Origin of the sequence: Halogeometricum rufum (assembly GCF_900112175.1) — an archaeon.
Lineage (GTDB): Archaea > Halobacteriota > Halobacteria > Halobacteriales > Haloferacaceae > Halogeometricum > Halogeometricum rufum.
The window spans coordinates 70200-93092 of the sequence record NZ_FOYT01000007.1 but is presented as its reverse complement, the minus strand read 5'-3'; the positions used below and the strand labels follow the sequence as shown (position 1 = coordinate 93092).

The 22893-nt window shown below is 69.3% G+C and carries 19 protein-coding genes and 1 other RNA gene; 9 read left to right on the top strand and 11 right to left on the bottom strand.

Annotated elements, in window-relative coordinates; translation table 11 throughout:
• The 3 genes from BM310_RS20795 to BM310_RS20785 all read left to right on the top strand — a co-directional run.
• On the top strand, positions 1 to 1074 hold a 1074-nt coding region (locus BM310_RS20795; protein ID WP_089811488.1), incomplete at its 5' end, for an FGGY family carbohydrate kinase.
• Positions 1074 to 2123 (top strand): hypothetical protein, encoded by a 1050-nt coding sequence (locus BM310_RS20790; protein ID WP_089811486.1) that lies wholly within the window; start codon positions 1074 to 1076, stop codon positions 2121 to 2123. The genes BM310_RS20795 and BM310_RS20790, both read left to right, overlap by 1 nt.
• A 74-nt stretch (positions 2124 to 2197) precedes the next feature.
• Entirely contained in the window at positions 2198 to 3364 is a 1167-nt protein-coding gene (locus BM310_RS20785; RefSeq protein WP_089811484.1) for a Cdc6/Cdc18 family protein, read from the top strand.
• A 48-nt stretch (positions 3365 to 3412) separates the two neighbouring features.
• On the opposite strand, the gene BM310_RS20780 is transcribed toward BM310_RS20785, so the two are convergent.
• From BM310_RS20780 to BM310_RS20765, 4 genes are all read right to left on the bottom strand, one after another.
• On the bottom strand, positions 3413 to 4624 hold the full coding sequence (locus tag BM310_RS20780) for an ABC transporter substrate-binding protein (protein ID WP_089811482.1): 1212 nt from the start codon (positions 4622 to 4624) through the stop codon (positions 3413 to 3415).
• Between the two features lie 255 nt (positions 4625 to 4879).
• Positions 4880 to 6082 (bottom strand): ABC transporter substrate-binding protein, encoded by a 1203-nt coding sequence (locus BM310_RS20775; protein WP_089811480.1) that lies wholly within the window; start codon positions 6080 to 6082, stop codon positions 4880 to 4882.
• 49 nt (positions 6083 to 6131) lie between these two features.
• A complete protein-coding gene (locus BM310_RS20770; protein ID WP_394328079.1) occupies positions 6132 to 6983 on the bottom strand; it encodes an ABC transporter ATP-binding protein in 852 nt (283 codons plus the stop codon).
• Between the two features lie 36 nt (positions 6984 to 7019).
• Positions 7020 to 8162, bottom strand: a complete 1143-nt coding sequence (locus BM310_RS20765; protein ID WP_089811475.1) for a FecCD family ABC transporter permease — start codon at positions 8160 to 8162, stop codon at positions 7020 to 7022.
• A 94-nt stretch (positions 8163 to 8256) separates the two neighbouring features.
• Between BM310_RS20765 and BM310_RS20760 the strand changes: the two genes are divergently transcribed.
• From BM310_RS20760 to BM310_RS20750, 3 genes are all read left to right on the top strand, one after another.
• On the top strand, positions 8257 to 9051 hold the full coding sequence (locus BM310_RS20760) for a carbon-nitrogen family hydrolase (RefSeq protein WP_089811474.1): 795 nt from the start codon (positions 8257 to 8259) through the stop codon (positions 9049 to 9051).
• Positions 9052 to 9143: 92 nt separating this feature from the next.
• Positions 9144 to 10334: an AI-2E family transporter gene (locus BM310_RS20755; RefSeq protein WP_089811472.1), complete on the top strand. Its 1191-nt coding sequence runs from the start codon at positions 9144 to 9146 to the stop codon at positions 10332 to 10334.
• Between the two features lie 74 nt (positions 10335 to 10408).
• The gene (locus tag BM310_RS20750; protein WP_089811470.1) at positions 10409 to 11695 is read left to right on the top strand and encodes a YihY/virulence factor BrkB family protein; all 1287 of its coding nucleotides are present in this window, start codon (positions 10409 to 10411) and stop codon (positions 11693 to 11695) included.
• Between the two features lie 29 nt (positions 11696 to 11724).
• On the opposite strand, the gene BM310_RS20745 is transcribed toward BM310_RS20750, so the two are convergent.
• Complete coding sequence (locus BM310_RS20745; RefSeq protein ID WP_089811468.1) at positions 11725 to 13017, bottom strand: MBL fold metallo-hydrolase; 1293 nt, start codon at positions 13015 to 13017, stop codon at positions 11725 to 11727.
• A gap of 184 nt (positions 13018 to 13201) precedes the next feature.
• On the opposite strand from BM310_RS20745, the gene BM310_RS20740 reads away from it, so the two are divergent.
• A complete protein-coding gene (locus tag BM310_RS20740) occupies positions 13202 to 15094 on the top strand; it encodes an ABC transporter ATP-binding protein (RefSeq protein ID WP_089811466.1) in 1893 nt (630 codons plus the stop codon).
• On the top strand, positions 15087 to 15383 hold the full coding sequence (locus BM310_RS20735; protein WP_089811464.1) for a hypothetical protein: 297 nt from the start codon (positions 15087 to 15089) through the stop codon (positions 15381 to 15383). The genes BM310_RS20740 and BM310_RS20735 overlap by 8 nt, the downstream gene beginning before the upstream one ends.
• Before the next feature lie 3 nt (positions 15384 to 15386).
• Here the strand turns inward: BM310_RS20735 and BM310_RS20730 are convergent, their stop codons facing one another.
• From BM310_RS20730 to rnpB, 6 genes are all read right to left on the bottom strand, one after another.
• Positions 15387 to 16319, bottom strand: a complete 933-nt coding sequence (locus BM310_RS20730) for a hypothetical protein (protein ID WP_089811462.1) — start codon at positions 16317 to 16319, stop codon at positions 15387 to 15389.
• A 110-nt stretch (positions 16320 to 16429) separates the two neighbouring features.
• A complete protein-coding gene (locus BM310_RS20725; RefSeq protein ID WP_089811460.1) occupies positions 16430 to 16732 on the bottom strand; it encodes a hypothetical protein in 303 nt (100 codons plus the stop codon).
• Between the two features lie 45 nt (positions 16733 to 16777).
• Positions 16778 to 17656 (bottom strand): hypothetical protein, encoded by an 879-nt coding sequence (locus tag BM310_RS20720; RefSeq protein WP_089811458.1) that lies wholly within the window; start codon positions 17654 to 17656, stop codon positions 16778 to 16780.
• Positions 17657 to 17728: 72 nt separating this feature from the next.
• Positions 17729 to 18808 (bottom strand): matrixin family metalloprotease, encoded by a 1080-nt coding sequence (locus BM310_RS20715; RefSeq protein WP_089811456.1) that lies wholly within the window; start codon positions 18806 to 18808, stop codon positions 17729 to 17731.
• A gap of 59 nt (positions 18809 to 18867) precedes the next feature.
• The gene (locus tag BM310_RS20710) at positions 18868 to 21474 is read right to left on the bottom strand and encodes a heavy metal translocating P-type ATPase (RefSeq protein WP_089811454.1); all 2607 of its coding nucleotides are present in this window, start codon (positions 21472 to 21474) and stop codon (positions 18868 to 18870) included.
• A gap of 122 nt (positions 21475 to 21596) precedes the next feature.
• Positions 21597 to 22095, bottom strand: an RNA gene (gene rnpB, locus BM310_RS20705) — RNase P RNA component.
• 153 nt (positions 22096 to 22248) lie between these two features.
• Here rnpB and BM310_RS20700 point away from each other — a divergent pair.
• Complete coding sequence (locus tag BM310_RS20700) at positions 22249 to 22851, top strand: TIGR00296 family protein (RefSeq protein WP_089811451.1); 603 nt, start codon at positions 22249 to 22251, stop codon at positions 22849 to 22851.
• Positions 22852 to 22893: the final 42 nt, after the last annotated feature.

The following is a 22893-nucleotide window of genomic DNA, read 5'->3' as shown; positions in this document are numbered from 1 at the left end:
ATGCGTCCCGACGACGTCCGTGACCGCGCCGAGGACGGCGAGTTGATGATGGGAACCATCGACTCGTGGCTCATCTACAAACTCACCGGCAACCACGTCACCGACGTCACGAACGCATCCCGGACGATGCTGTTCAACATCCACGAGATGGACTGGGACGACGAACTCCTCGAGGAGTTCGACGTCCCCGCCGAACTCCTGCCCGAGGTCCGCCCCTCCTCGGACGAAGCCACCTACGGCTCGACCGACGCGAGCGGCTTCCTCGGCGCCGAGATTCCCGTCGCGGGCGCCCTCGGCGACCAGCAGGCCGCCCTCTTCGGCCAGACCTGCTTCGACGCCGGCGACGCCAAGAACACCTACGGCACCGGCTCGTTCATGCTCATGAACACCGGCGACGAAGCGGTCATGTCCGAGAACGGCCTCCTGACCACCGTGGGATTCCAGCGCTCGGGCGAACCCGTCCAGTACGCCCTCGAAGGCGCCATCTTCATCACCGGCGCCGCAATCGAGTGGCTCGAAGAGGTCGACCTCATCGACAACGCCGCCCAGACCGAGGAACTCGCCCGGTCGGTCGACTCGACGGACGGCGTCTACTTCGTCCCCGCGTTCACCGGACTCGGCGCGCCGCACTGGAACCAGCGCGCCCGCGGCACCATCGTCGGCATGACCCGCGGCACGGAGAAAGAACACGTCGTGCGGGCGACCCTCGAATCCATCGCGTTCCAGACCCGCGACGTCGCCGAGGCGATGGAGGAAGACTCCGGCATCGACATCACGAGCCTCCGCGTCGACGGCGGCGCGGTGAAGAACAACTTCCTCTGCCAACTGCAGTCCGACATCGTCGGCACCGACATCGTCCGGCCCGTCGTCGACGAGACGACGGCGCTCGGCTCCGCCTACGCCGCCGGCCTCGCCGTCGGCTACTGGGAGACCGTCGACGAACTCCGCGACAACTGGCAGATCGACCGGGACTTCTCCCCCGACGACGACGCCGAGAACGTCGAGAAGCGCTACGGTCGCTGGCAGGAGGCGGTGCAGCGCTCGCTCGACTGGGCACAGGACGGAGGTGACTGATGGCGCTGGCTGACCTGTGGGCCGTCGAGATGCTCATCGCCGCCTTCGCCGGCGGCGCGTTCGGCGCGGCACTCGGCGCCCTCCCGGCGTTCATCTTCACCGGCTTCATGGTCATCGCCGGTGAGACCGCTGTCATCGCCAACGTCGACGCCGGTTCGATCACCGGCTCCGTCGCGTTCGGCGCCCCGTTCTCCCCGGCTATCAGCTTCGCCGGCGGCGCGGCCGCCGCCGCGTACGCGGCGAAGCGCGGCTACATGGAGTCGGGCTTCGACTACCACAACGCGAAGGACATCGCCTTCGCCCTCGGGACGAAGCCGGACGTCCTCGCCGTCGGCGGGGTGTTCGGTATCATCGGCTACTGGCTGACCGTCGCCTCGGCGACGTTCGCGATGCCGTACGACCACATCGCCATGGGCGTCACGCTGTCGGCGCTCATCCACCGCGTCGCCTTCGGCTACGACATCGTCGGCAAGGCGCGCGGGAAGGGCTTCCTCGACATGTCGCCGTTCGAACGCGAGGAGATGCGCGTGATGGGCGAAGCCGCGACGGACGGCGGGAGCGTCGAAACCGACGGCGGGACGGCGACGGCGAGCCGTCTCGCGGTCGAACCGTGGCTCCCCCACCAGTACAAGTGGGGCAACGTCGCCGCCATCGGCGTCGTCGTCGGCATCCTCGGCGGCTACATCGCCATGGTGACCGGCAGCGCGTTCCTCACGTTCGGTATCAGCGCGGCGTCGCTGCTGTTCCTCAACCTCGGCGTCGAGCGCATCCCCGTCACCCACCACATGGCGCTGCCCGGCAGCACCGCCGCGCTGGCCGTCAGCAACGGCGGTGAGGGCTCGCTCGCCGTCGCACTGCTCGTCGCGGGCGCGTTCGGCCTCATCTGCGCCCTGTTCGGCGAGTTGTTCCAGCGCATCTTCTACGCGCACGGCGACACCCACTGGGACCCGCCGGCGGCCGCCATCGTGTTCGGGACGTTCCTCGTCGCGGTACTCTACATCGCGGGCGTCTTCCCGAGTTCCTCGTGGGTCGCCACGCTCGGCATCTGAACGGCACCGTCTCCGGGAACCTGAGCGTTCCCCCCTTCGACCACCTCTCGCCCGTAACGGGCACGGCAGCTCGGATGAATCTCGAAGAACGAATCCTTCAACGCAAGCGACGCGGCGACAGGCGACAACTCGTCCTCGAAGAGGCGTCTCTCTCCCCGGTGTGGCACCCCGCAGAACCGACGGGGCGAGGACCGACCATCGAACGCCTCCTCGACCGACTCGAACCGGTGTTCGACCACCGCGCGCCGGAGAACGTCTACGTCCGCGGACCCGCCGGTTCGGGCAAGTCGGCCGTGGTGACGGCGCTGTTCTCGCAGTTCGCTCGACTCCTCTCGTCTCCCGAAGACTCCATCGTGACGACGACGCGCGGTGCCGACGCCGACATGCGGTCGTTCGCCTACGTGGACCTCCGCGAGGCGACGAGCGAGTTCGAGTTCTACCACGCCGTCCTCGACGCGGTGACGAGCGAATCTATCCCCCAGCGCGGACTCTCCACCTCGGACCTCCGCGAACGGGTGAGCAGACACCTCCGGGGCGGCCGCATCCTCGTGGTGGCGATGGACCACGCCGACGAGGACGGAACCGACCGACTGGCGTCGTTCGCCGGCGAACTGGAGAGTCTCGGACACCGAACGTCGTGGGTCGCCGTCGGCCGCAGCGCTCCCGGCGAAGTGTTGCCGGACCCCCACGCGACGAAGACGGTCACCGTCGACTCCTACCACCGCGCGGAACTCACGGACCTGTTGACCGCCCGCGTCTCGACCGGCCTGACGAGAGACGCGACGACGCACCAGCAGATTCGACGCCTCGCGGGGTGGGCGGAGGGCGACGCGCACGACGCCCTCGCGGCCCTCCTCGGCGCGGTGGACATCGCGCTCGACGAGGACAGCGACGTCGTCGAAGACGCGCATCTCGACGCGGGGATGGACTCGGTCCCCCGGCCGTGCGTCGCGCTGGGTCGGGTCCTCGCCCTCTCGGAGAATCGGCGGACCGTCCTCCGCCGACTGGTCGCGCTCGACCCCGAGGACCGGTCTTCGGTCGGTCGCGCCGCCTCGGTCATCGCGTCCTCGGCGTCGCTCTCGGAGAGCACCATCACGCGCTACCTCTACGAGTTCGCCGAAGTCGGCATCGTCGAACGCGTCCCCATCGAGGGCACGCAGAGCGCCGGGCGGCCGCCGAGTCGCGTCGAGACGCGCGTGCCGACGCGGGCGTTCCTGCGCCTCACGCGCGGCGACGAGTGACGCGACGCGTGCCGGACGCCGGACGCCGAATCGGCCCCGTCGCGTCGTTCAGAACTCGCCGGCGACGATGTCGGCGACGCGTTGTGGGTCGTACAACTGTTCCTCGACGCCGTACACCTGCTCGGCCGCGCGCTGGGTGACGACGAAGTTCGTGATGGGCCCCTGATACAGCGGGCCGCCGCGGTAGACGTCGCCGTTCTGGACGGCCGTGAGCGAACTCGCCGTCTGGTGGTCCTTCATGAACGAGACGACGGTGTTCTGGAACTCCTCGGCCGTCTGGCTCTCGTGGCCGCGACAGAGGAGCACGTCGGGGTCTATCTCCAGCAGCGTCTCGTAGTCTATCTTCCCGCGGGTCTCGTGGAAGTCCTTCACGTCCGTCTCCGCGAGGGCGTCGCGCACCTGCAGGTCGCGCCACTGCTTGAAGCTCGTCCCCTCGCCGACGAGGTACGGCGAGAACGACTCGGGTTCGTCGCCCGCCGCCCAGACGACGGCGACCGCGGGACGCTCGGACTTCGAAGACGGGACGACCGAAGAGACGTTCGACTGGAACTCCTCGTGCAGGGAGGCGAACGCCTCGTACCGCTCTTGCTCCTGAAACACCTGCGAGAGCTTCTCGAACGCCTCGTACAGCGAGAGGTACGGGTAGTCCTCGTGCCACGTGTACCCCGTCGAGAAGATGCTGTTGCCGAAGAACGGGGCCACCTGCTCGGACACCTCGTCCACGTCGGCCCGCTCCCACCCCTTGAACCGGTTCATGAGGAAGTTCGGGTCGGCGACGTGCACGTCCCCGTCGAGTTCGTAGAACACCTCCTTCGAGACGCCGTCCGAGTAGAGGGCGGTCATCCCGCTCTTGTCGACGCTCACGCCGGGAATCTCGTCGTAGTACCGCGTGTGGTACCGGCTCGGGAGCCAGACGCCCTCCGGCGGTTCGACGCCGAGAGCGACGCCCATGTCGGCCCAACTGCCGTTGTTGGCGACCCACGTCTCCGGCACCGACTCGAACGTCACCTCGCCGACCGGCGGCATCGACACGGAGTACGATTCGCCGGACTCCGTCTCGGTCGCCGTCTCCTCGGCCGTCTCCGATTCGGTCGGCGTTCCGGTCGCCGTGTCCGTCGCGGCGTCGGTCGCGCCCGCCTCCGTCGCCGCCCCGGAATCCGAACTGCCGCTACACCCCGCGAGGAAGCCGGATGCGGCCAGAACGCCGCTCGCCTTCAGTACGTCGCGTCGCGTACGACTCCGTGAACCGTCGTGTCCCATTACGATTTAGGCGTCCCTAAAGACTGAAAGGTATTTCGAAACGAAAGCTAGTCGGCGCGGCGGTGGGACCCGGCGTTCGACAGCCTTTTTCGCGAGCGCGACGCATCTTCGGTCGAAGCGTACGGTTCGCGACGTAGGATACCGGGAACCGGCCGCTTCACTTCTGTACCGAGAACTCGCCGCTCGGAGCGGCGGGACCGGAAACTCGGCGAACGTCGCCGGCGGGCGGACGGCGGGGACGACGGACGTCGGGAGTCAGACGTCGCCGGCGACGATGTCGGCGACGCGTTCGCGGTCGAACAGTTCCTCCTCGACGCCGTACAGCGTCCGCGCGAGACGTTCCGTGACGACGAGGTTCGTGATGGGCCCCTGATACAGCGGACCGGCGCGGTAGACGTCGCCGTTCTGGACGGCCGTGAGTTGGCTCGCGACGTCGTGGCTCTCCACGAACGAGACCACCGTGTTCTGGAACTCGTCGGCCGTCTTCGCCTCCTGTCCGCGAATCAAGAGCACGGCGGGGTCGACTTCCAGCAGCGTCTCGAAGTCGATGGCGCCGCGGCTCTCGTAGAAGTTCTTCACGTCCGTGTTCGCCAACGCGTCCTTCACTTGCAGGTCGTTGAGGTGCTTGAAGCTCGTCCCCTCGTCGATGGTGTACGGGTAGAACTGCTCGGGTTGGTCGCCGCTGCCCCAGACGACGGCGGCCGACGGTCGCTCGCTGCGGCCGGGGACCACCGGTGCCAGCGCCGCCTGGAACTCCTCGTGGAGGCCGTCGAACGCCTCGAAGCGGTCGGTGCGCTGGAACACCTGCGAGAGCTTCTCGAACGCCTCGTACAGGGTGTAGTACCGGTAGTCCTCGTGCCACGGGTAGCTCCGCGAGAAGATGCTGTTGCCGAAGAACGGACCGACGTTCTCGGCTATCTCGTCCACGTCGGACTGCGCCCACTTCCCGCGGTTCAGGAGGAAGTTCGGGTCCGCGACGTGGACGTCCACGTCCAACTCGTAGAACTGCTCCTTGCCGATGCCGCCGTCGCCCCACAGTTTCTGTATGGAACTCCCGTCGACGCTCACGTCGGGAATCTCGTCGTAGTAGCGCGTGTGGTACCGGCTCGGGAGCCAGACGCCCGCCGGCGGTTCCAACCCGAGCGCGACGCCCATGTCGGCCCAACTGCCGTTGTTGGCGACCCACGTCTCCGGCACCGACTCGAACGTGACTTCGCCGACCGGTTCGATGGACACCGAGTACGACTCGCTCGCCTCGGTTTCGGTCTCCGTCTCCTCCTCGGTCGCCGTCTCGGTGGGCGTCGTCGTCGCCGCCGCGGTATCGGTCGCGCCCGCGCCGGTCGTCGTCCCACTGCTCGAATCGCCGGTACAGCCCGCGAGGAAGCCTGACGCGGCCAGAACGCCGCTCGCCTTCAGTACGTCCCGCCGCGTTCGACTCCGTGAACCGTCGTCTGTCATCGTGTTTTAGGCTAACCTAAAAGTTCAAAGCCGTTTCGATACGGCCGGCTCACAGCGAGTGCTTCGGGACGATTTCGGGGTCGGGCGTGTAGGAGACGGCCGCCTCGACGCGGAACACGTCCGCGAGGAGTTCCTCGGTGACCACTTCGCTCGGCGGTCCCCAGTCGTACACTTCGCCGTCCTGCAGGGCGATGAGGTAGTCGGCGAAGCGGGCGGCCTGCGCGATGTCGTGGAGGACGACGGCGACGGTGACGTCGCGCCGGTCGTTCAGTTGCTGGACCGTCTCCATCACGCGCATCTGGTGGTGCAAGTCGAGGTACGTCGTCGGTTCGTCGAGGAGGAGAACGTCCGTGTCCTGTGCGAGCACCATCGCTATCCACGCCAGTTGCTTCTGGCCGCCGCTGAGGTTGCCGACCGTCTGGTCGCGGAGGTGCCCGACCCCGGCGAGTTCGATGGCGCGTTCGACCGCCTCCTCGTCCTCCTCGTCCACCTGCTCGAAGAAGCCGCGGTGAGGGTAGCGGCCGTGGTACGCCAACTCCTCGACGGTGATGGAGTTCGGCGACTCGTTCTCCTGCGAGAGCAGGCCGAGTTCGCGCGCGAACTCCTTGTCGCCGTACTCCTGAATCGCCTTCCCGTCGAGGAGGACGTTCCCGGCGTCGGGCGCGAGTTGCTTCGAGAGCGCCTTCAACAGCGTGCTCTTGCCGCTCCCGTTCGGGCCGACGAGGGCGGTTATCTCCCCCCGCGGGACGTCGATGCGGTCGCACTCGACGACCGGTTCCTCGCTCGTCGCGTACGACAGCGTCAGGTCGTCGCCGACGAGAGCGCTCGTCTCGTCGGACCCGTCGGTGCCGTTCGTCGTACGGTCCGTCTCGGTCGCTCCGTCGCTCTGTGTCCGGGTCATGCTCGTGTGCTCGTCTTCGTGCTCGCTCTCGGCCATCTAGACGTCACCCAGATTCTGCTGTTTCCGCATGAGGTAGAGGAAGTACGGACCGCCGACGAGGCCCGTGACGATGCCGACGGGCACCTGAACGGGCGCCATCGCCAGTCGCGCACCCACGTCCGCCAGCACCATCAGCGCCGGACCGACGAACAGACAGCCGACCATCAGGCGCTTGTAGTCGCTCCCGACGAGGTTGCGGACGACGTGCGGGACGATGAGGCCGACGAAACCGACGATGCCCGCGACGGCGATGGCGGCGCTGGCCGCGAGGATGGCGACGCCCGAGAGGAGAAATCGGGTCCGCTCGACCGACATGCCGAGCGAGCGCGCCGTCTGCTCGCCGAGGAGGAGGACGTTCAACTGCCGCGCGCCGAGGGCGGCGAGGGCGACGGCGAGCGTCGTCGAGGGGAGCGCGAGCCTGACCTGCTCCCAGTCGACGCCCGTCAGCGACCCGGTGGTCCACGCGATGGCGCTCTGGACGACGGCCAGGTCGTCGGCGAAGAAGAACAGCCCCGTCTGCAGCGACTGGAAGATGGTGGAGACGATGACGCCCGCGAGGACGAGTCTGACCGGCGAGGTGCCGTTCTGCCACGCGATGGTGTATACGATGATGAACGCGGCGGCACCGCCGGCGGCGGCGATGAGGGGGAGGAACGGGGCGAGACCGCTGAAGACGACGAGCGTCAGGAGGATAGCCAGTCCCGCGCCGGAACTCACGCCGAGGATGTACGGGCTGGCGAGTTCGTTCCGCGTGACCGCCTGGAAGATGGCCCCCGAGACGGCGAGGTTCGCGCCGACGAGGATGCCCACGAAGACGCGCGGCAGGCGGATGTTCCAGACGATGAGCGTCTCGGTGGGCAGTTCGGGCAACTCGCCCCGAAAGCCCGTGACCGCACGCATCAGCTCCTCCCCGAGGACGAAGTTGAGCATCCAGCGGGGGTCCAACAGCACCGTCGTGTCGAGGACGGCCCGCCACGCCTGTTCGAGCGTCATCGAGTACGTCCCGAAACTCACCTGCACCAGGCCGCCGAGAACCACCACCGCGACACTCGTCAGACAGACCGACAGGAGCGTCGCGTCCACCCACGCGAACGCCCCGAGACGGTCCAGCAGCCGACCAGTCCGCGCGTCTCCAGACATCGTTGGTTTAGGCATACCTAAACAGCAGGTAAATCAGTTACGACATCGGCATCGGCACGATAACTGATAAGCGACGCACCCGGATACGTCGGTTATGAACGTGGCAGCCGTCCAACTGACGGCCGAGGAGTCGGTCGAATCGAACGTCGAACGCGCCGTCTCGCGCGTCCGCGACGCCGCCGAACGGGGCGCGGAACTGGTCGTCCTCCCGGAGATGTGGAACGTCGGCTACTTCGCGTTCGACGCCTACGACGACGCCGCCGAACCGGTCGACGGCCCGACGGCGACGCGTCTCGCCGGGGTTGCCGACGAACTCGGAATCCACCTCCACGGCGGGAGCGTCGTCGAACGCGACGGCGACGACCTGTACAACACGAGTCTGCTGTTCGGCCCCGACGGCGAGCGACTCGCCTCGTACCGGAAGGTCCACCTGTTCGGCTACGAGTCCGAGGAGAGCGAACTCCTGACGCCGGGCGAGGAGGTGGTCGCCGCCGAGACGCCCCTCGGCACCGTCGGCCTCACGACCTGTTACGACCTGCGGTTTCCCGAACTCTACCGGCAACTCGTCGACCGCGGGGTCGAGTTCCTCCTCGTCACGTCGGCGTGGCCCGCGGCCCGCACCGACCACTGGCACCTCCTCACGCGCACCCGCGCCGTCGAGAACCAGGTGTTCCTCGTCGCCGCCAACCTCGCGGGGACGAACCGCGGCGTCTCGATGGGCGGCCAGAGCGTCGTCGTGGACCCGTGGGGCGTCCAGCGAGCGAACGCGGGCGACGGCGACCGGACGGTGGTGGCGGACGTCGACCGCGAGGAGGTCGACCGCGTCCGCTCGGAGTTCCCCGCGCTTCACGACAGGCGGTTCGACGCCGCGTACTCGCTGGACGGGTGACGGAGCGACAACGGGAGGCGCGGAGACGACGGAGCGCAATCGGGATGACAGCGGGGAGAGGAGTTTAGTTCCCGTCGCCCCTCTACACGACGATGCAGTTCGGCTTCACCTCGACCGTCGACCGCTCTCGGGCGATGTGGTGGCTGCTCGGGCTCGCGATACTCCTCGTCCTGGCGTTCGTCGCCGACGCCTACCTCGGGACGTTCATGCTCGGGCTGTTCCTCTACTACGCGACCCGGCCGGTGTACTCGCGGATACGCGACCGAGTCGGCCAGCAGAGCGTGGGCGCGGCCGTCGCGCTCCTCGTGCTCTCGCTGCCCATCGTCGTCCTCGTCGGCTACACCGCGCTCGTGGCGATTCAGGAGCTGAGCTCGTTCGTCGGCCAGAACCAGCAGGGGATTCTGGCGGCGGTCCAGCCGTACCTCGGCCCGTTCGAATCGGTCCGCGACCCGAACGAACTGCTCGGGACGCTGGCGGACGACCCGCGCGGGCTGTTCGAGTCGGCCGACACGGCGACGGTCAGCACGGTTCTGGCGTCCCTCGCGGGGACGGCGTCGTTCGTCCTCGGCGCGGCGCTGCAGTTGTTCATCGCCTTCGCCTTCGCGTTCTACCTGCTGCGGGACGACAGACGGCTCGCCGCGTGGACGCGCGAGAACCTCTCGGGGCGGGGCGGCGTCGTCGACGCCTACCTGACCGCCGTCGACCGCGACCTGAAGACCATCTACTTCGGCAACATCCTCAACGCGTTCGCCATCGCCATCATCGCCGCCGTCTCCTACAACGTCATCAACCTGTTCGCGCCGGCCTCGCTGTCGATTCCGTCGCCGACGCTGCTCGGCGCGCTGACGGGGGCGGGGAGTCTCATCCCCGTGGTCGGGATGAAAATCGTGTACGTGCCGGTGACGATTCTGCTGGCGGTGGAGGCGGCGGTGACCGACCCAGCGACGCTGTGGGTCGCCCTCGTCTACGGCGCCGTCTCGCTGGTCATCGTCGACACCATCCCGGACTTCCTGCTCCGCCCGTACGTCTCGGGACGGAACCTCCACACGGGGACGGTGATGTTCGCCTACATCATCGGCCCCGCACTGTTCGGCTGGTACGGCCTGTTTCTCGGCCCGCTGTTACTCGTCGTCGGCGTCCACTTCGTCCGCATCGTCCTGCCGGAACTCGTCAGCGGCGACCCGCTCGACCCCGACGCGCGCGGGCGGAACCCGCTCAGTGCGGCGGAGGACGAGCAGCGACGCATCGACGACTTCGGCGCGACGAGCGCCGACGACGACTGAGGCCGAGTCGGGTCGCGGACGGCCGAGCGGTCCCGGCCGCCGCCCACACGTTCGGAGTCGGGAGACTCACTCGAGTGGGAACGTCGGCCGCCGGACCCATCACCGGAGAGGCCAACTCGTTCACAATGCGCTTCGAGGGCGGCGAGACGACGGCGGTGCTCCGAACGGTCGTCGAACGCGTCCGCGAGCAGAATCTCACGTTTCTCGCCGGGAGTCTCGCGTACAGCGCGTTCGTCTCCCTGATTCCGCTGCTGTTGTTGCTGTTGCTCGCCGTCGGGAGCGTCGGCAACGAGATGGTCGCCGCGCGCGTGTCGGGCCTCACCGAGGCGTACCTCACGGCGGGCGCCCAGACGGAGATACGGGCCGCCGTCGACAACGCGGGCGGCGAAGTCGGACTCTCGGTGACGGGAGTCCTCGTCCTCCTGTGGGGCGCGCTCAAACTGTTCCGCGGCCTCGACACCGCGTTCGCGGAGGTGTACGTGACCGAGTACGAATCGAGCCTGTTCGAGCAGTTCCGCGACGGACTCGTCGCCCTCGTCGCCCTCGGTGTCTCGCTGGTCGCCCTCACGCTCGCCGGGGGCGCGTTCGCCTACCTGCGGATTCCACTGCTCCACGTGCTGAACCCGCTGTTCCTCCTCGCCGGTCTGAGCCTCACGTTCCTCCCGCTGTACTACGTCTTCCCCGACGTGGAGATGACCGTCCGCGAGGCGCTCCCCGGCGCCGTCGTCGCCGCCGGCGGGTGGGCGATACTCGAAGTCGGCTTTCAGGTGTACGCCGCCAACGCCGGCCGGTACGAGGCGTACGGCGTCATCGGCGGCGTCCTCCTCCTCCTGACGTGGCTCTACTTCGGCGGGTTCGTCCTCCTCGTCGGGGCGGCGGTCAACGCGGTCATCCGCGAGCGAGAACGCGCGCGACTCGACGCGACGGCCGGCGGCGACGTGGGACCGTTCGAACGGACCGGCGAGCCGGCGGTGGACGCTGACTCGCCGGGGGACGCGGATTCGACGACGGAGACGAACTCGACGACGACGGCGGCATCGGGTACAGAGACGAACTCGGCGACGACGGCGGCATCGGGTACAGAGACGAACTCGACGACGACGGCGGCATCGGGTACGGAGACGGACTCGGCGACGACGGAGACAGCACCGACGACGGAGACGGACGGCCCGCGGTCGAACGACGAAGCGGCCGCGTCCGACCGCCGAGAGCGCGACGGTTCCGGCGGCGACGACGGCGACAGGCGCTCGCGTCGACGAAGCCGGAGCCGTTCGACTCGGAACGTCGTCGCCGCGTTCGCCGTCGGCGTCGCCGTCGGACTCGCGGCCGTGGCCGCCGCGGCGGTCCGGTTCGCCCGGTGACCGGCGCGGGCGCGCTTCGACCCGCGGTCTCAGAGTTCGACCACGTCGCCCAGGCCGGGCGCGCGGGCGTCGAACCCGTCCGCCCGGAGCGTCTCGGCGAACCCCTCGCAGTCGTCGCCGTGGTTCACCAGAATCTCCGCGCCCGCGTAGTCGTCGAGGAACGAGCGGAGTCCAGCGCTGTCGGCGTGCGCGGAGAAGTCGTACATCTCGGCGCGGGCGGCGACGGGCATCGTCCGCCCGTCGATGTCGGCGCGGCCGTGTTCGATCAGGTCGCGGCCGGGCGTCCCCTCGACCTGATAGCCGGTGAGCGTTATCTTGTTCGTCGGGTCGCCGCGGACTTCGGGCACGTAGGTCATCGCCGGGCCGCCCGAGAGCATCCCGCTGGTCGTCACGATGACGGTGTTCTGGTCGGCGATGCGCCGGCGCTGGCCGTCCCGGCCGGTGACGAATCGCGCGTTCGCCTTCGCGCGCCGGAGGGCGTCGGCGTCGCGGACGAACTCCGGGTGCCGGAGGAGCATCTTCGTCACGTCCGTCCCCATGCCGTCGACGTAACAGTCCACGTCGTGAGCGTCGAGGACGAGGAGCATCTCCTGCGTGCGCCCGATGGCGAACGCGGGGACGACGACGGTGCCGCCCTCCCAGACGGTCTGTTGGACGGAGTCGACGAACCGCCGTTCGACCGACGCGCGGTCCTCGTGGTCCACGTCCGAGTACGTCGACTCGCAGACGACCACGTCGGCGTCGGGGCGGTCGGTGGACGGCGAGACGAGTCGCTGCCCCCGAATCGGCTCTCCGCGTCGGTCCGTGCGACTCGCGGGGGCGTCGCTCCCGCCGTGGTCGCCCGTGTGGAAGTCGGCGGTGTAGAGCAGGCGCGTCTCCCCGTCGTCCACGAGGACGTGCGCGCTCCCCGGGATGTGGCCCGCCTCGTAGAACGTCACCTCGTAGCCCGCCGCCGCGAACGGTTCGCCGTAACCGTGCGGTTCCGACACCTGCGTCATCCGGCCGACGTGCGTCTCGGTGAACGGGCAGTCGTAGCGGCCGCCCTGCAGTTTCAGCGTGTCGCGGGCGAGCGTCCGCGCCAACTCCGCCGTCGGCGGCGTCCAGTGAATCGGCGGCCGCCGGTCGCCCGAGAGGAGGGAGGGCACCGCGCCGACGTGGTCTAAGTGCCCGTGCGAGACGACGACGGCGTCGGGTTCGGGGACCGAGACGGGGAACTGCGGGGGGTTGCCCGTCAGCATCCCGTAGTCGAGGAGGAGCGAGTCGTCCACGAGAATCGCCGAGCGCCCGACTTCGCCGACGCCCCCGAGGAACTGGAGTTTCATTGCCGCGTCCTATCGGCCCGAGGGGCTTTTCCCCGTCGGTTCTCGTCGGTCCTCGCGGCCGCCCGAGTACGGACGCGCCCCCGGACGGGTCGTCGTTCCCACCTCGCCGTCGCATCGTGCGCCTCGTCGTTCCCACCTCGCCGTTTCCACAGCGTTCATGTCACGCGCGTCACTTTCGGAATCAATGAGTCACGCGGACGAGAGCGCGTTCGACCGCTACCGCGCGGACGTGGAACGCCCCCTCGCGCGCCTGTTCCGCGAGTACGGCACCTCGCGCACGCGCTGGTTGGTCGCCGGTCTGCTGGCGAACCTCGTCGCGCAGGCCGCCTCGCTGCTCCCGCCCGTCGTCCTCGGAGAGGCCATCGACGCCCTGTTCGGGGAGACGACGACGGCGTACACGCTACCGTTCGTCCCGCAGTCGTGGATTCCCGCGACGGCCGAGGGGCAGTTCTGGTTCTCCGTCGCGCTCATCGCCGGGTCGTTCGTCGTCACCGGCGTGTTCACGTGGGTGTACGGCGTCGTCGCCAACCAGTTCGCCCACGACGTGATGCACGCCGTCCGGACGGACAGCTTCGAGAAACTGCTGCGACTCGACATGACGTTCTTCGACGACAAGCAGACGGGCGAGGTGATGTCCATCCTCAACAACGACGCCGGGAACCTCGAACTGTTCCTCGACAACGCCCTGATGAACTCCCTGCGCCTCGTCATCATGGTCGGGGGCATCGCGTTCGTCCTCTTCAGCCTCAACTGGCAGTTGGCGCTCGTCACCCTCGTCGCCATCCCCGCCATCGTCGTCTTTACCCTCTGGTTCATGCGCGTCGTCGCGCCGCGCTACCGCGCCCGGCAGTCGGCCACCGCGGGGTTCAACACCCGCATCGAGAACGGAATCAGCGGCGTCGAACTCGTGAAGACGACGGGCAGCGAGGGGTACGAACGCGAACGCGTCCGCGACGCCTCCCGCGGCGTGTTCGAGACGACGATGTCCGTCCTCAGACTGAGCTACTTCTACCGGCCGGGGATGGAACTGCTCGCCGGCCTCTCTTTCGCGGCGACGTTCCTCGTCGGGGGGTACTGGCTCTTCACGGGCACCGCGCCCGGCCCCCTCACCGGCACGCTCGAAGTCGGGACGTTCGTCACGTTCATCTTCATGACGCAACGGTTCGTCGCCCCCCTCGCCGAGGTGTCGAACATCGTCGACCAGGTGCAGAACGCCCGCGCCTCCGCCGAACGCGTGTTCGGCCTGTCGGACATCCCGGTGAGCATCGAGGACGACGGGGACGCCGTCGAACTCCGGGACCCCGAGGGCGTCGTCGCCTACGAGGACGTGTCGTTCGCCTACCGCGACGTGTTCGGCGAGACGGCCAGCGACACCGTCCTCGAAGACGTGTCGTTCGACGCCGAACCCGGCGAGACGGTGGCCGTCGTCGGCGAGACGGGCGCGGGGAAATCCACCCTGCTGAAACTGCTGCTCCGTCTGTACGAACCCACCGCGGGCACCGTCCGACTCGACGGCCACGACGTGCGGGACCTGACGCTCGGCAGTCTCCGCGACGCCGTCGGCTACGTCTCGCAGGACACCCACCTGTTCGACGGCACCATCGCCGAGAACGTCCGCTACGGCCGGTTCGACGCGAGCGACGAGGCGGTCCGGCGGGCGGCGAAGGCCGCGGAGGCCCACGGGTTCATCACCGAGTTGGCGGACGGCTACGAGACGCGCGTCGGCGAACGCGGCGTGAAACTCTCCGGCGGCCAGCGTCAGCGCATCGCCCTCGCCCGCGCCGTCCTCAGCGACCCGCCGGTACTCGTCCTCGACGAGGCCACCTCGGCCGTCGACACGGAGACCGAACGCGCCATCCAGCGCTCGCTGGACCGCCTCTCGGCGGACCGGACGACGCTGGTCGTCGCGCACCGCCTCTCGACGGTGGTCGACGCCGACGAGATTCTGGTGCTGGACGGGGGCGCGGTGGTCGAACGCGGGAGCCACGAGGAACTGGTATCACGCGGCGGCGCGTACGCCGACCTGTGGAACGCACAGACAGGGGCCGAGGCGTCGGTGGAGGCCGGCGATGACTGACCCCGACGACGCCGTGGACGAGGCGACGCGGGCGCGACTCCGCGAACTGCACGACCACCTCGCGGCGACGGCCGAACGGCCGGTCGAACGGACCGCGAGCGCGCACCTCGGCGAGGCCGAGGCCGTCGCCGGCGACGTCGCGAACGACCCGTCCGTCTCGCCGTCGGTCGTCGAGACACGCGTCGAGACGGTCGGTGACCTCCTCTCGCACGTCGACGAGACGGGCGACGACGAGGCCGACGACCACGTCGCGGCGGCGCGCGAACTGGTCGAAACCATCCTCGCCTGAGCCTCAGAACGGCGGCGCGGACCCGCCCTCGGCGACGACGACGGCCGCGTTCGAGAGCGACAGGCAGAGGTAGGCGAACGCCGGGACGAGGAGCGAGTCGCTCCGGTCGTACCCGTACGCGGCGACGCCGAGGACGGCGAGGTGGGTCAGCGCGAACAGACCGCCCGCGAGCGAGTCTATCTGGGTCAGTCCCGACCCGACGGCGAGGGGGACGAACAGGGCGACGGGGACGGACGCCAGCGGTCGGAGGTCCTCGCGGGCGATTCGTTCGCTCGCGTGGACGGTCAGCGCGAGGAGGGCGACGAACACCACCGCGCCGGCGAGTTTGCCCGCCTCCGGAACGGCCGTCAACCCGCCCGCACCGCCCGTCAGCGCGAACCCGCCGACGAGCGTCGTCGCGACGACGGCGCGCGGACCGTCGAACACGCGGCGGAGGCTCCCCTGCACGACGCCCTGACAGACCAGCGCGAGACCGGGCACGAGGACGGCCACGTGTACCCCGACAGTCGCCAGAAGCGGGACGAGCGACGGGGACGGACCGTAGTGCGTCCTCGTCAGCGACCCGTACGGGACGCCCGTGGCCGTCCCGACCAGCGCGGTGACGCAGACGAGGGCGACGGGGACGGCGGCGGTCAGCGCGAGGGGTCGCAGGTCCTCGCGGGTAGGGAGCGCGAACCCGGCGTCGACGCCGCGTCGGGCGGCGTACGCGCGGACGAGGAGAGCGACGCCGGCGACGAACAGGCCGCCGGCCGCGACGCCACCGGCGACGAACGCCGCCACCGTCGAGAGCGGGTCGAGCATCGGAACGAGCGAGTCGGCGACGAGGCGGACGACCCGCCGCCAGAGTGCGAGCGCACCCAGCACGGCGGTGACGAGGACCGACTCGCGGAGGAGCGCGCGGTTCGGACGGACCGCGAACGGGGTTCGGAGGGACACGGGCGAGAAGACATATCAGTAACACTTAACGTTTTCCGGGAGTCGAGACGCGCCGGTCAGACGGCGGCGAAGGCGGAGTGACGGAGTGGTGACGGGAGGCGACGCGAACGCTACTCCCCGGTGGGGACGCGCGTCACCTGGAACTCGCGGTAGCCGCCGTAGGCCGCCTCGAGCGCCCCGAGCCACCAGTTCCAGCGCTCGGGGACGGTCGAGTCGTCGGGCGCGTCCCGCAGGTGCCGCACCACCTCGTCGACGGTGAGGGGATGGCCCCGGTCGCGTTCGGCCTGCCCCGCGTCGGCGAGGTCGCGCGCCTGTCGGGCGACGACGCGGCGTTCGGCCTCGCTGCCGCCGAACGCGTCTGCCAGCGCGGTCATCAGCTTCTCGGGGTCGAACGGCGGCGGCGAACCGGGCATACCGTCGCTTGGCGCTCGAAACGCAAGAGTCCGCCGGCGCGTCGCCTACGACACCCACGCGAGGAGGACGAACAGGCCGCCGAACGCGCCCATCGCGACGGCCGGTATCAGCACGCGCGAGTCGGCGTCGCCGAGGAAGACGACGAGGCCGGCGGCGACGGCGAGAAACAGGAGGCCGAACCCGGCGAGGAACGCCTTCGCGCCGGTCGACACCTCGCTGACTTCGACGCCGTAGTCGCGGCGTTCGACCGCCGAGAGCGCCGCGTCGACGGCCGGGTAGTCGGCGGCGGGGACGAGTATCAGTTTCGGCTTCGAGAACGCCAGCGACGCGGCGTACTTCAGGCGGACGAGTCGGTAACCGCCGACGCGCCACGCGGCGTGCGACCGGAGCGTTCGCACGTCCACCGGGCCGTCGTACGCACTCGCGGCCGTGCCGGTGTCGAGCGTCAGCGTCCCCGTCTCGGCGTCGAGTTCGCCGCCGGAGTCGCGGGCGGCGATGGTGCCCCAGACGAACGGCATGGCGAGCAAGTAGCCGTAGAGCAGGGGCGGGAACCACGCCACCGTGGCGAGGAGAGCGACGGCGACGGGAACCCCCGCGAGGACGTATCTGGGAGTCAGATTCAGTTCGTACGGGAGGAGGTCCGACAGCGACGCCTCCCGGCGAATCGCCACGAGGTAGACGAGCGAGAACGGTCCGCCGACGAGGAGCATCACGACGAGGAGGACGAGAGAATCCGTCGCTCCCTCGACGACGCCGACGGCGACGACGAGGGCGACGGCGGCGAGGAGTGCGACGCCCACCGTGAGGAACGTCGCCGCGACGACGTGCCGGAAGGCCGTCCGGAGGCGGCCGTGCGACTCGCCCTGCCAGCGAACGACCGAGTCGTCGACGGCGTCGGCGGTGACGTCAGGTGCGGCGACCATGGTCGGAGAGACGCCCGCACCCGTCATCAACGTCGGTGCGCGACAACCGTGACAGCAGCGCGTCCGCCGCGCTCACGTCCACCACTCGCTCCGTCGTTCGCGGTAGGAGGCGTCGCGGAACGGTTCGGGCTTCTCGGCGTCCGTCTGCGCGCCGAGGGCGAACGCCGTCCAGTAGCCGACGTGCCACCCGACCGCCTCCGTGTCGAGGTCCACGAGGACGATGCGGAGGTTCGAGTACGTCTCGACGGCGCCGTCGCCGTCGGGGTCCCACCCGCGCGTCGCGCCGCAGGAGGCGGCGTTCGGCGAGCACGGCGACTCGTCGGCGAACGAGACGGTGACGTCTGCGGCCGCGGGGTCCTCGACGAACGTGAACGTGAGGTTGTTCGGCATCCCCGGCGCGCCGCGTTCGTAGTAGTCGAGGGCGTGACGGACCTGTTCGCGCGCGCCCTCGGGGTCGGTCGCGTTCGCCGCGTCGACGTGGACGGTGAACTCGTCGTCGCCCCACGGGAACGCCCGTTCGCTGGCGTTCGGCCGGGCGGTCGTGTAGAGCACCGACCGACTGGCCATCACGTCGGCGGGCGCGTCCGAGTGCGTGAGTCCGAGCGTGTGCCCGAACTCGTGTTCGAGGACGAGGACGGTCGACTCGTCCGAGAACCCGGTTCGAATCGACACCGTCTCCGGCCGGTCTATCTGCCTGCGGTCGGTGACGAGGGGCGCGCACCCCGCGGCGTCCTCGGCGCCGTCGCAGTCGGGCACCGCGTCGACGAACTCGACGACGATGTCGGGGTCCTCGGCGTCCGGTCTGACCTCGTACTCCACGGGGAAGCCGGCGTATCGCTCGGCGTTCTCCTCCCAGTACGACGCCGCCTCGCGGACCATGGGCGTCCAGTCGCGGCCGGTGTCCGCGGCGTCCGAGACGGCGACGACGACGGGGTCGTCGCCCCACGGGTTCGACCCGTCGGGGGCGGCCGTGGCGGTGGCCGTCGGCGGACGGGTCGCCGTCCCGTCGACGGCGGAGGCTTCGGACGTCTCGACGCTCGGCGTCTGCTCTCCGACCGGGATGGGCGACCCTCCGCCCCCGAACGGGGCGAGACAGCCCGAGAGGGTGAGGAGGAGGACGAGTGCGAGTATCGGGAACCTGCGAGCGGCCATCTATGCGGTAGATTACCCGCCGGGGGAAAGAACGTTCTGCCGCGTCGCTCGTCGACCGGTCACTCCGCCGAGAGGTCCGGCGACTCGGGTTCGACGCCCGCCAGACGGAGCGCGTTCGTCGTCACGCCGAGGCTCATCCCCATGTCGCCGACGACGATGGCGGTGGCAACGGTGATGAGGCCGAGGGGGGCGGCCACCGCGAGGACGCCCTTCACGAGGAGCGACGCCCAGACGTTCTGGCGGATGACCGAGGAAGTGCTGTCCGAGAGGTCCACCAGATACGGCAGGCGCGTCAGGTCGTCCGAGAGCAACGCCACGTCGGCCGTCTCCAACGCGGTGTCGGTCCCCGCGGCACCCATCGCGATGCCCACCGTCGCGGCGGCGAGTGCGGGCGCGTCGTTGACGCCGTCGCCGACCATCGCCACGGACTCGTACTCGTCGGTGAGTTCGCGCACGGCGTCGACCTTCTGCTCGGGCAGGAGGTCAGCGCGGACCTCGTCCACGCCGACCCGTTCGCCGATGACCGCCGCGGTGCGCTCGTTGTCGCCGGTGAGCATCACGACGCGGGAGACGCCGAGTTCGCGGAGGCGGGAGACGGTCCACGCCGCCTCGGGCCGCACCGTGTCCGCGACGGCGACGACGCCCTCTATCTCGTCTTCGGTGCCGACGAGGACGACCGACTTCCCCTCCGACTGGAGGCGCGGGATGACCTCGTTCGTCAGGTCGAGGAACGCCCCGTGGTCGCAGTCGCGGGCGTCCGCGACGGCGCCGCCGGCGGGAACGCCGCCGTCCGTCGCCACGTGAGCGTGTTCGAGGTCGAATCCGAGTCCCTCGAACAGGGCGGGCTTGCCGGCGTAGTGCGTCTCGCCGTCGAGGACGGCCCGCACGCCCTCGCCGGTGATGGACTCGAAGTCGCGAATCTCCCGGTCGGGGACGTCGCGGTCGGCGGCGTGGTCGACGATGGCCTTCGCGATGGGGTGTTCGCTGCGCGACTCGATGGCGGCGGCGCAACCGAGGACCGACGCCTCGTCGTTGTCGTTGAGGGCGACCACGTCGGTGACGCCGAGTTCGCCCGTCGTGAGCGTCCCCGTCTTGTCCATCGCCACCACGTCCACGTCGCTCATCGATTCGAGGTACTGGCCGCCCTTCACGAGGACGCCGTTGCGCGCGGCCGACGTGATGCCCGAGACGACGGAGACGGGCGTGGAGATGACGAACGCGCAGGGGCAGGCGACGACGAGGAGAGTGAGTCCGCGCACGAACCACACCCTGAACGGGTCGCCGAACAGGAGGGGCGGCACCGCCGCCGTCGCGATGGCGCCGACGACGATTATCGGCGTGTAGTACCGGGCGAAGCGGTCGATGAAGCGTTCGGCCTCGGTCCGTTCGCGGTTGGCGTCCTCGACCATCTCGACCACCTTCGACAGCGTCGACTCGCCGGCGGTGGTGGTCGTCTCCACTTCGAGGTAGCCCTCCTCGACGATGCTCCCGGCGAACACCTCGTCGCCCGGTTCCTTGTCCACGGGGACGGACTCGCCGGTGATGGGCGACTCGTCCACCGCGGAGGTGCCCTCGGTCACGGCGCCGTCGAGGGGGACTCGGTCGCCGGGGCGGACGAGCACCGTCTCGCCCACGCGCACGTCCTCGGCGGGGACGACGACTTCCTCCCCGTCCCGACGAACGGTCGCCGTGTCCGGCGACAGTTCCATCAGTTCCCGCATGGAGTTGCGCGCGCGGTCCATCGAGTAGCGCTCCAGCAACTCGGCGACGCTGAACAGGACGGCGAGCGTCGCCGCCTCGAACGGCATGTTGACCGCCATCGCGCCGAGGATACCGGCGCTCATCAGCAGGTCGATGTCCAGACTCAGGTTCTTCGCGGAGTAGTAGCCGTTCCGCAGGACCGGAATCCCGGCGAGGAGGACGGCGGCGGTGTAGGACACCCACGCGACGCTCACCTCGTAGCCCGCGGGCGCGGCGAGGACGGCGTCGAAGCCCGTGAACAGGAACTCCAGGGCGAGACCGACCGCGAGGAAGACGGCGCCGGCCCACGTCTTCAGCGCGCGCGGCGTGCGCCACACGTCGTGCGGCGACTCGGCGTCCCCGTCGTCCGCGACGGCGTAGCCCGCGCCCTCGATGGCGGCGACGACGTCGCCGCGAGAGGCCACGTCGGGGTCGTAACTGACCGTCACCCGCCCCGCCGTCGGTCGCGTCTCGAAGTCGACGACGCCGGCGACGCCGGACAGCGAGTTCTCCACCTTGCCGGCGCAGGACGGGCAGTCCATCTCCGGCACCGAGAGCGTCACCGTCTCCTCGTCGGCGACGGCGTAGCCCGCGCCCTCGACGCGCGACCGGACTGCGTCGCCGTCCGTCGCGTCGGCGTCGAACTGGACGTACAGCGTCCCCGTCGTCGGTTGGGCGTCGACGTCGGTGACGCCGTCGTCGCCGCGAACGCTCCGCGTGACCTTGTCCGCGCAGGAGGCGCAGTCCATGTCGGGGACGGACAGGCGGAGCGTCTCGCCGTCCGCGGCGTCCGCGTCGTCGTCCGGGGCGGCCGCGCCCGCGTCACAGCCGTCGTCGCATCCACACCCGTCCGCGTCGGCGTCGCGGGCGTCGGCCGCGCGACCCGCCCCGTCGCGAGCGTGGTCGTGTCCGTCGTCGCGGTTCATACACGAGGCTAGTCCACTCGGGGTTATTAATCCATCTGCGAAATTACCCCTCTGAAGTGCAAGGTATTATTAATCTAACGTCGCTGAGATAACAACATCGGCGTCGCTCGCGCGGCAGTGGCGGCTGAGAGGAGTAAGCCCCCTTCTGTTCGTCCCGGCATTCGGCTGAGCGTCCGCGTCCTCCCCTCTCGGGGGCACGCCGGGCGAACCCGAGCGTGCTGTCCGGACTACCTTAGCGGCGCGGACTTGCACCGGTGAGGGTTCGCCGTTCCATCCGTTCTCGGTCGTCCACGGTCACGAAATGACCGCTGGACTCGCGGGCGCGATGCGTCCGTTCGTCCTCCGAGGCGACTGCGTCGCCTCGCGTCCCTCGACGGGTCAACTCCCTCCCCTTACGGGTCGGTTCGCACGCCCGCGGGTCGCCCCGCGGGCGTCGGCGGCGGAGGAGTCCGCCGCACGCGTCTCATCGGTCGGACCGAGGGGTCTCGTTTCTGTTCCAGAGCCAGTCGTCTCCGACTCCGGGCTTGCGCCCGGTCACCCGTCCGGACGGTGGGGGGACTTTCCTCATGTCCGCGGACGGTAATCAGTCCGACAGGACACGGGAACCGGGCTCTCTCTGCCGTTTTTGCCTAGTCGGGACGTGCGCATAAGAAGTTCGATTCGACCGATTCGGGCGATTCCGGGGTATCACGGCCTTATGCAGAGCTTAATGCAGGACGAATCAGGGTGGTGACAAGGGAAGCGTTCAAGTTTAGCCAGTGCCTGCACAGTAGTATGTCCGAGGCGCAGACCGTTCGACTCTCGTACGACGACGGGTCGAGGGCGGTCGAACTGGCGCGTGAATCGGTCGAATCGTACGTTCTCCACGGTCAACGGGAACAGCCGGGAAGTATGCGAGACGCGTTCTACGCTCGTACCGGCGCATTCGTCCGCATTCAATCGACACGTGGTCGCGGCCGCCTCCGAGGGTGTGCCGGGGCCTATCGAGGGAAAGATCAACTGGGACACGCCATCGTCGACGCGGCGATTCAAGCCGCGTCGGGCGATTCGTGCGGGTCCGAAATCGAACCACCCGAACTACCGAATCTCAATATCTCCGTCTGTATCGTCTGTAATCACGTTCTCACCAACGATCCTGCGGCCGACATCGAACTCGGTACCCACGGGGTCGCCGTAGACAAAGACGGCAAGCACGGCTGGCTCTACCCGACGATTCCGCTGGAGAACGGCTGGTCCGAAGAACAGTTCCTGACGCACGCCTGCCGCAAGGCCGGCCTCTCTCCCCTCGCGTGGCAGGACGAGGACGCCATGGTCACGCTGTTCGAGGGACAGGTGTTCCGCGAGCGAGCCGACGGCGGCAGCGTCGAAGAACTGTAACTGTCGGCGACTGGTTCTACGTGCGACACCGCACGTGACGCG

Excerpts from the sequence above, each read along its gene's own strand:
- BM310_RS20790 (WP_089811486.1), top strand. The coding sequence starts at position 1,074 with ATGGCGCTGGCTGACCTGTGGGCCGTCGAGATGCTCATCGCCGCCTTC.
- BM310_RS20785 (WP_089811484.1), top strand. The coding sequence starts at position 2,198 with ATGAATCTCGAAGAACGAATCCTTCAACGCAAGCGACGCGGCGACAGG.
- BM310_RS20780 (WP_089811482.1), bottom strand. The coding sequence starts at position 4,624 with ATGGGACACGACGGTTCACGGAGTCGTACGCGACGCGACGTACTGAAG.
- BM310_RS20775 (WP_089811480.1), bottom strand. The coding sequence starts at position 6,082 with ATGACAGACGACGGTTCACGGAGTCGAACGCGGCGGGACGTACTGAAG.
- BM310_RS20770 (WP_394328079.1), bottom strand. The coding sequence starts at position 6,983 with ATGACCCGGACACAGAGCGACGGAGCGACCGAGACGGACCGTACGACG.
- BM310_RS20765 (WP_089811475.1), bottom strand. The coding sequence starts at position 8,162 with ATGTCTGGAGACGCGCGGACTGGTCGGCTGCTGGACCGTCTCGGGGCG.
- BM310_RS20760 (WP_089811474.1), top strand. The coding sequence starts at position 8,257 with ATGAACGTGGCAGCCGTCCAACTGACGGCCGAGGAGTCGGTCGAATCG.
- BM310_RS20755 (WP_089811472.1), top strand. The coding sequence starts at position 9,144 with ATGCAGTTCGGCTTCACCTCGACCGTCGACCGCTCTCGGGCGATGTGG.
- BM310_RS20745 (WP_089811468.1), bottom strand. The coding sequence starts at position 13,017 with ATGAAACTCCAGTTCCTCGGGGGCGTCGGCGAAGTCGGGCGCTCGGCG.
- BM310_RS20740 (WP_089811466.1), top strand. The coding sequence starts at position 13,202 with ATGAGTCACGCGGACGAGAGCGCGTTCGACCGCTACCGCGCGGACGTG.
- BM310_RS20735 (WP_089811464.1), top strand. The coding sequence starts at position 15,087 with ATGACTGACCCCGACGACGCCGTGGACGAGGCGACGCGGGCGCGACTC.
- BM310_RS20725 (WP_089811460.1), bottom strand. The coding sequence starts at position 16,732 with ATGCCCGGTTCGCCGCCGCCGTTCGACCCCGAGAAGCTGATGACCGCG.
- BM310_RS20720 (WP_089811458.1), bottom strand. The coding sequence starts at position 17,656 with ATGGTCGCCGCACCTGACGTCACCGCCGACGCCGTCGACGACTCGGTC.
- BM310_RS20715 (WP_089811456.1), bottom strand. The coding sequence starts at position 18,808 with ATGGCCGCTCGCAGGTTCCCGATACTCGCACTCGTCCTCCTCCTCACC.
- BM310_RS20710 (WP_089811454.1), bottom strand. The coding sequence starts at position 21,474 with ATGAACCGCGACGACGGACACGACCACGCTCGCGACGGGGCGGGTCGC.
- BM310_RS20700 (WP_089811451.1), top strand. The coding sequence starts at position 22,249 with ATGTCCGAGGCGCAGACCGTTCGACTCTCGTACGACGACGGGTCGAGG.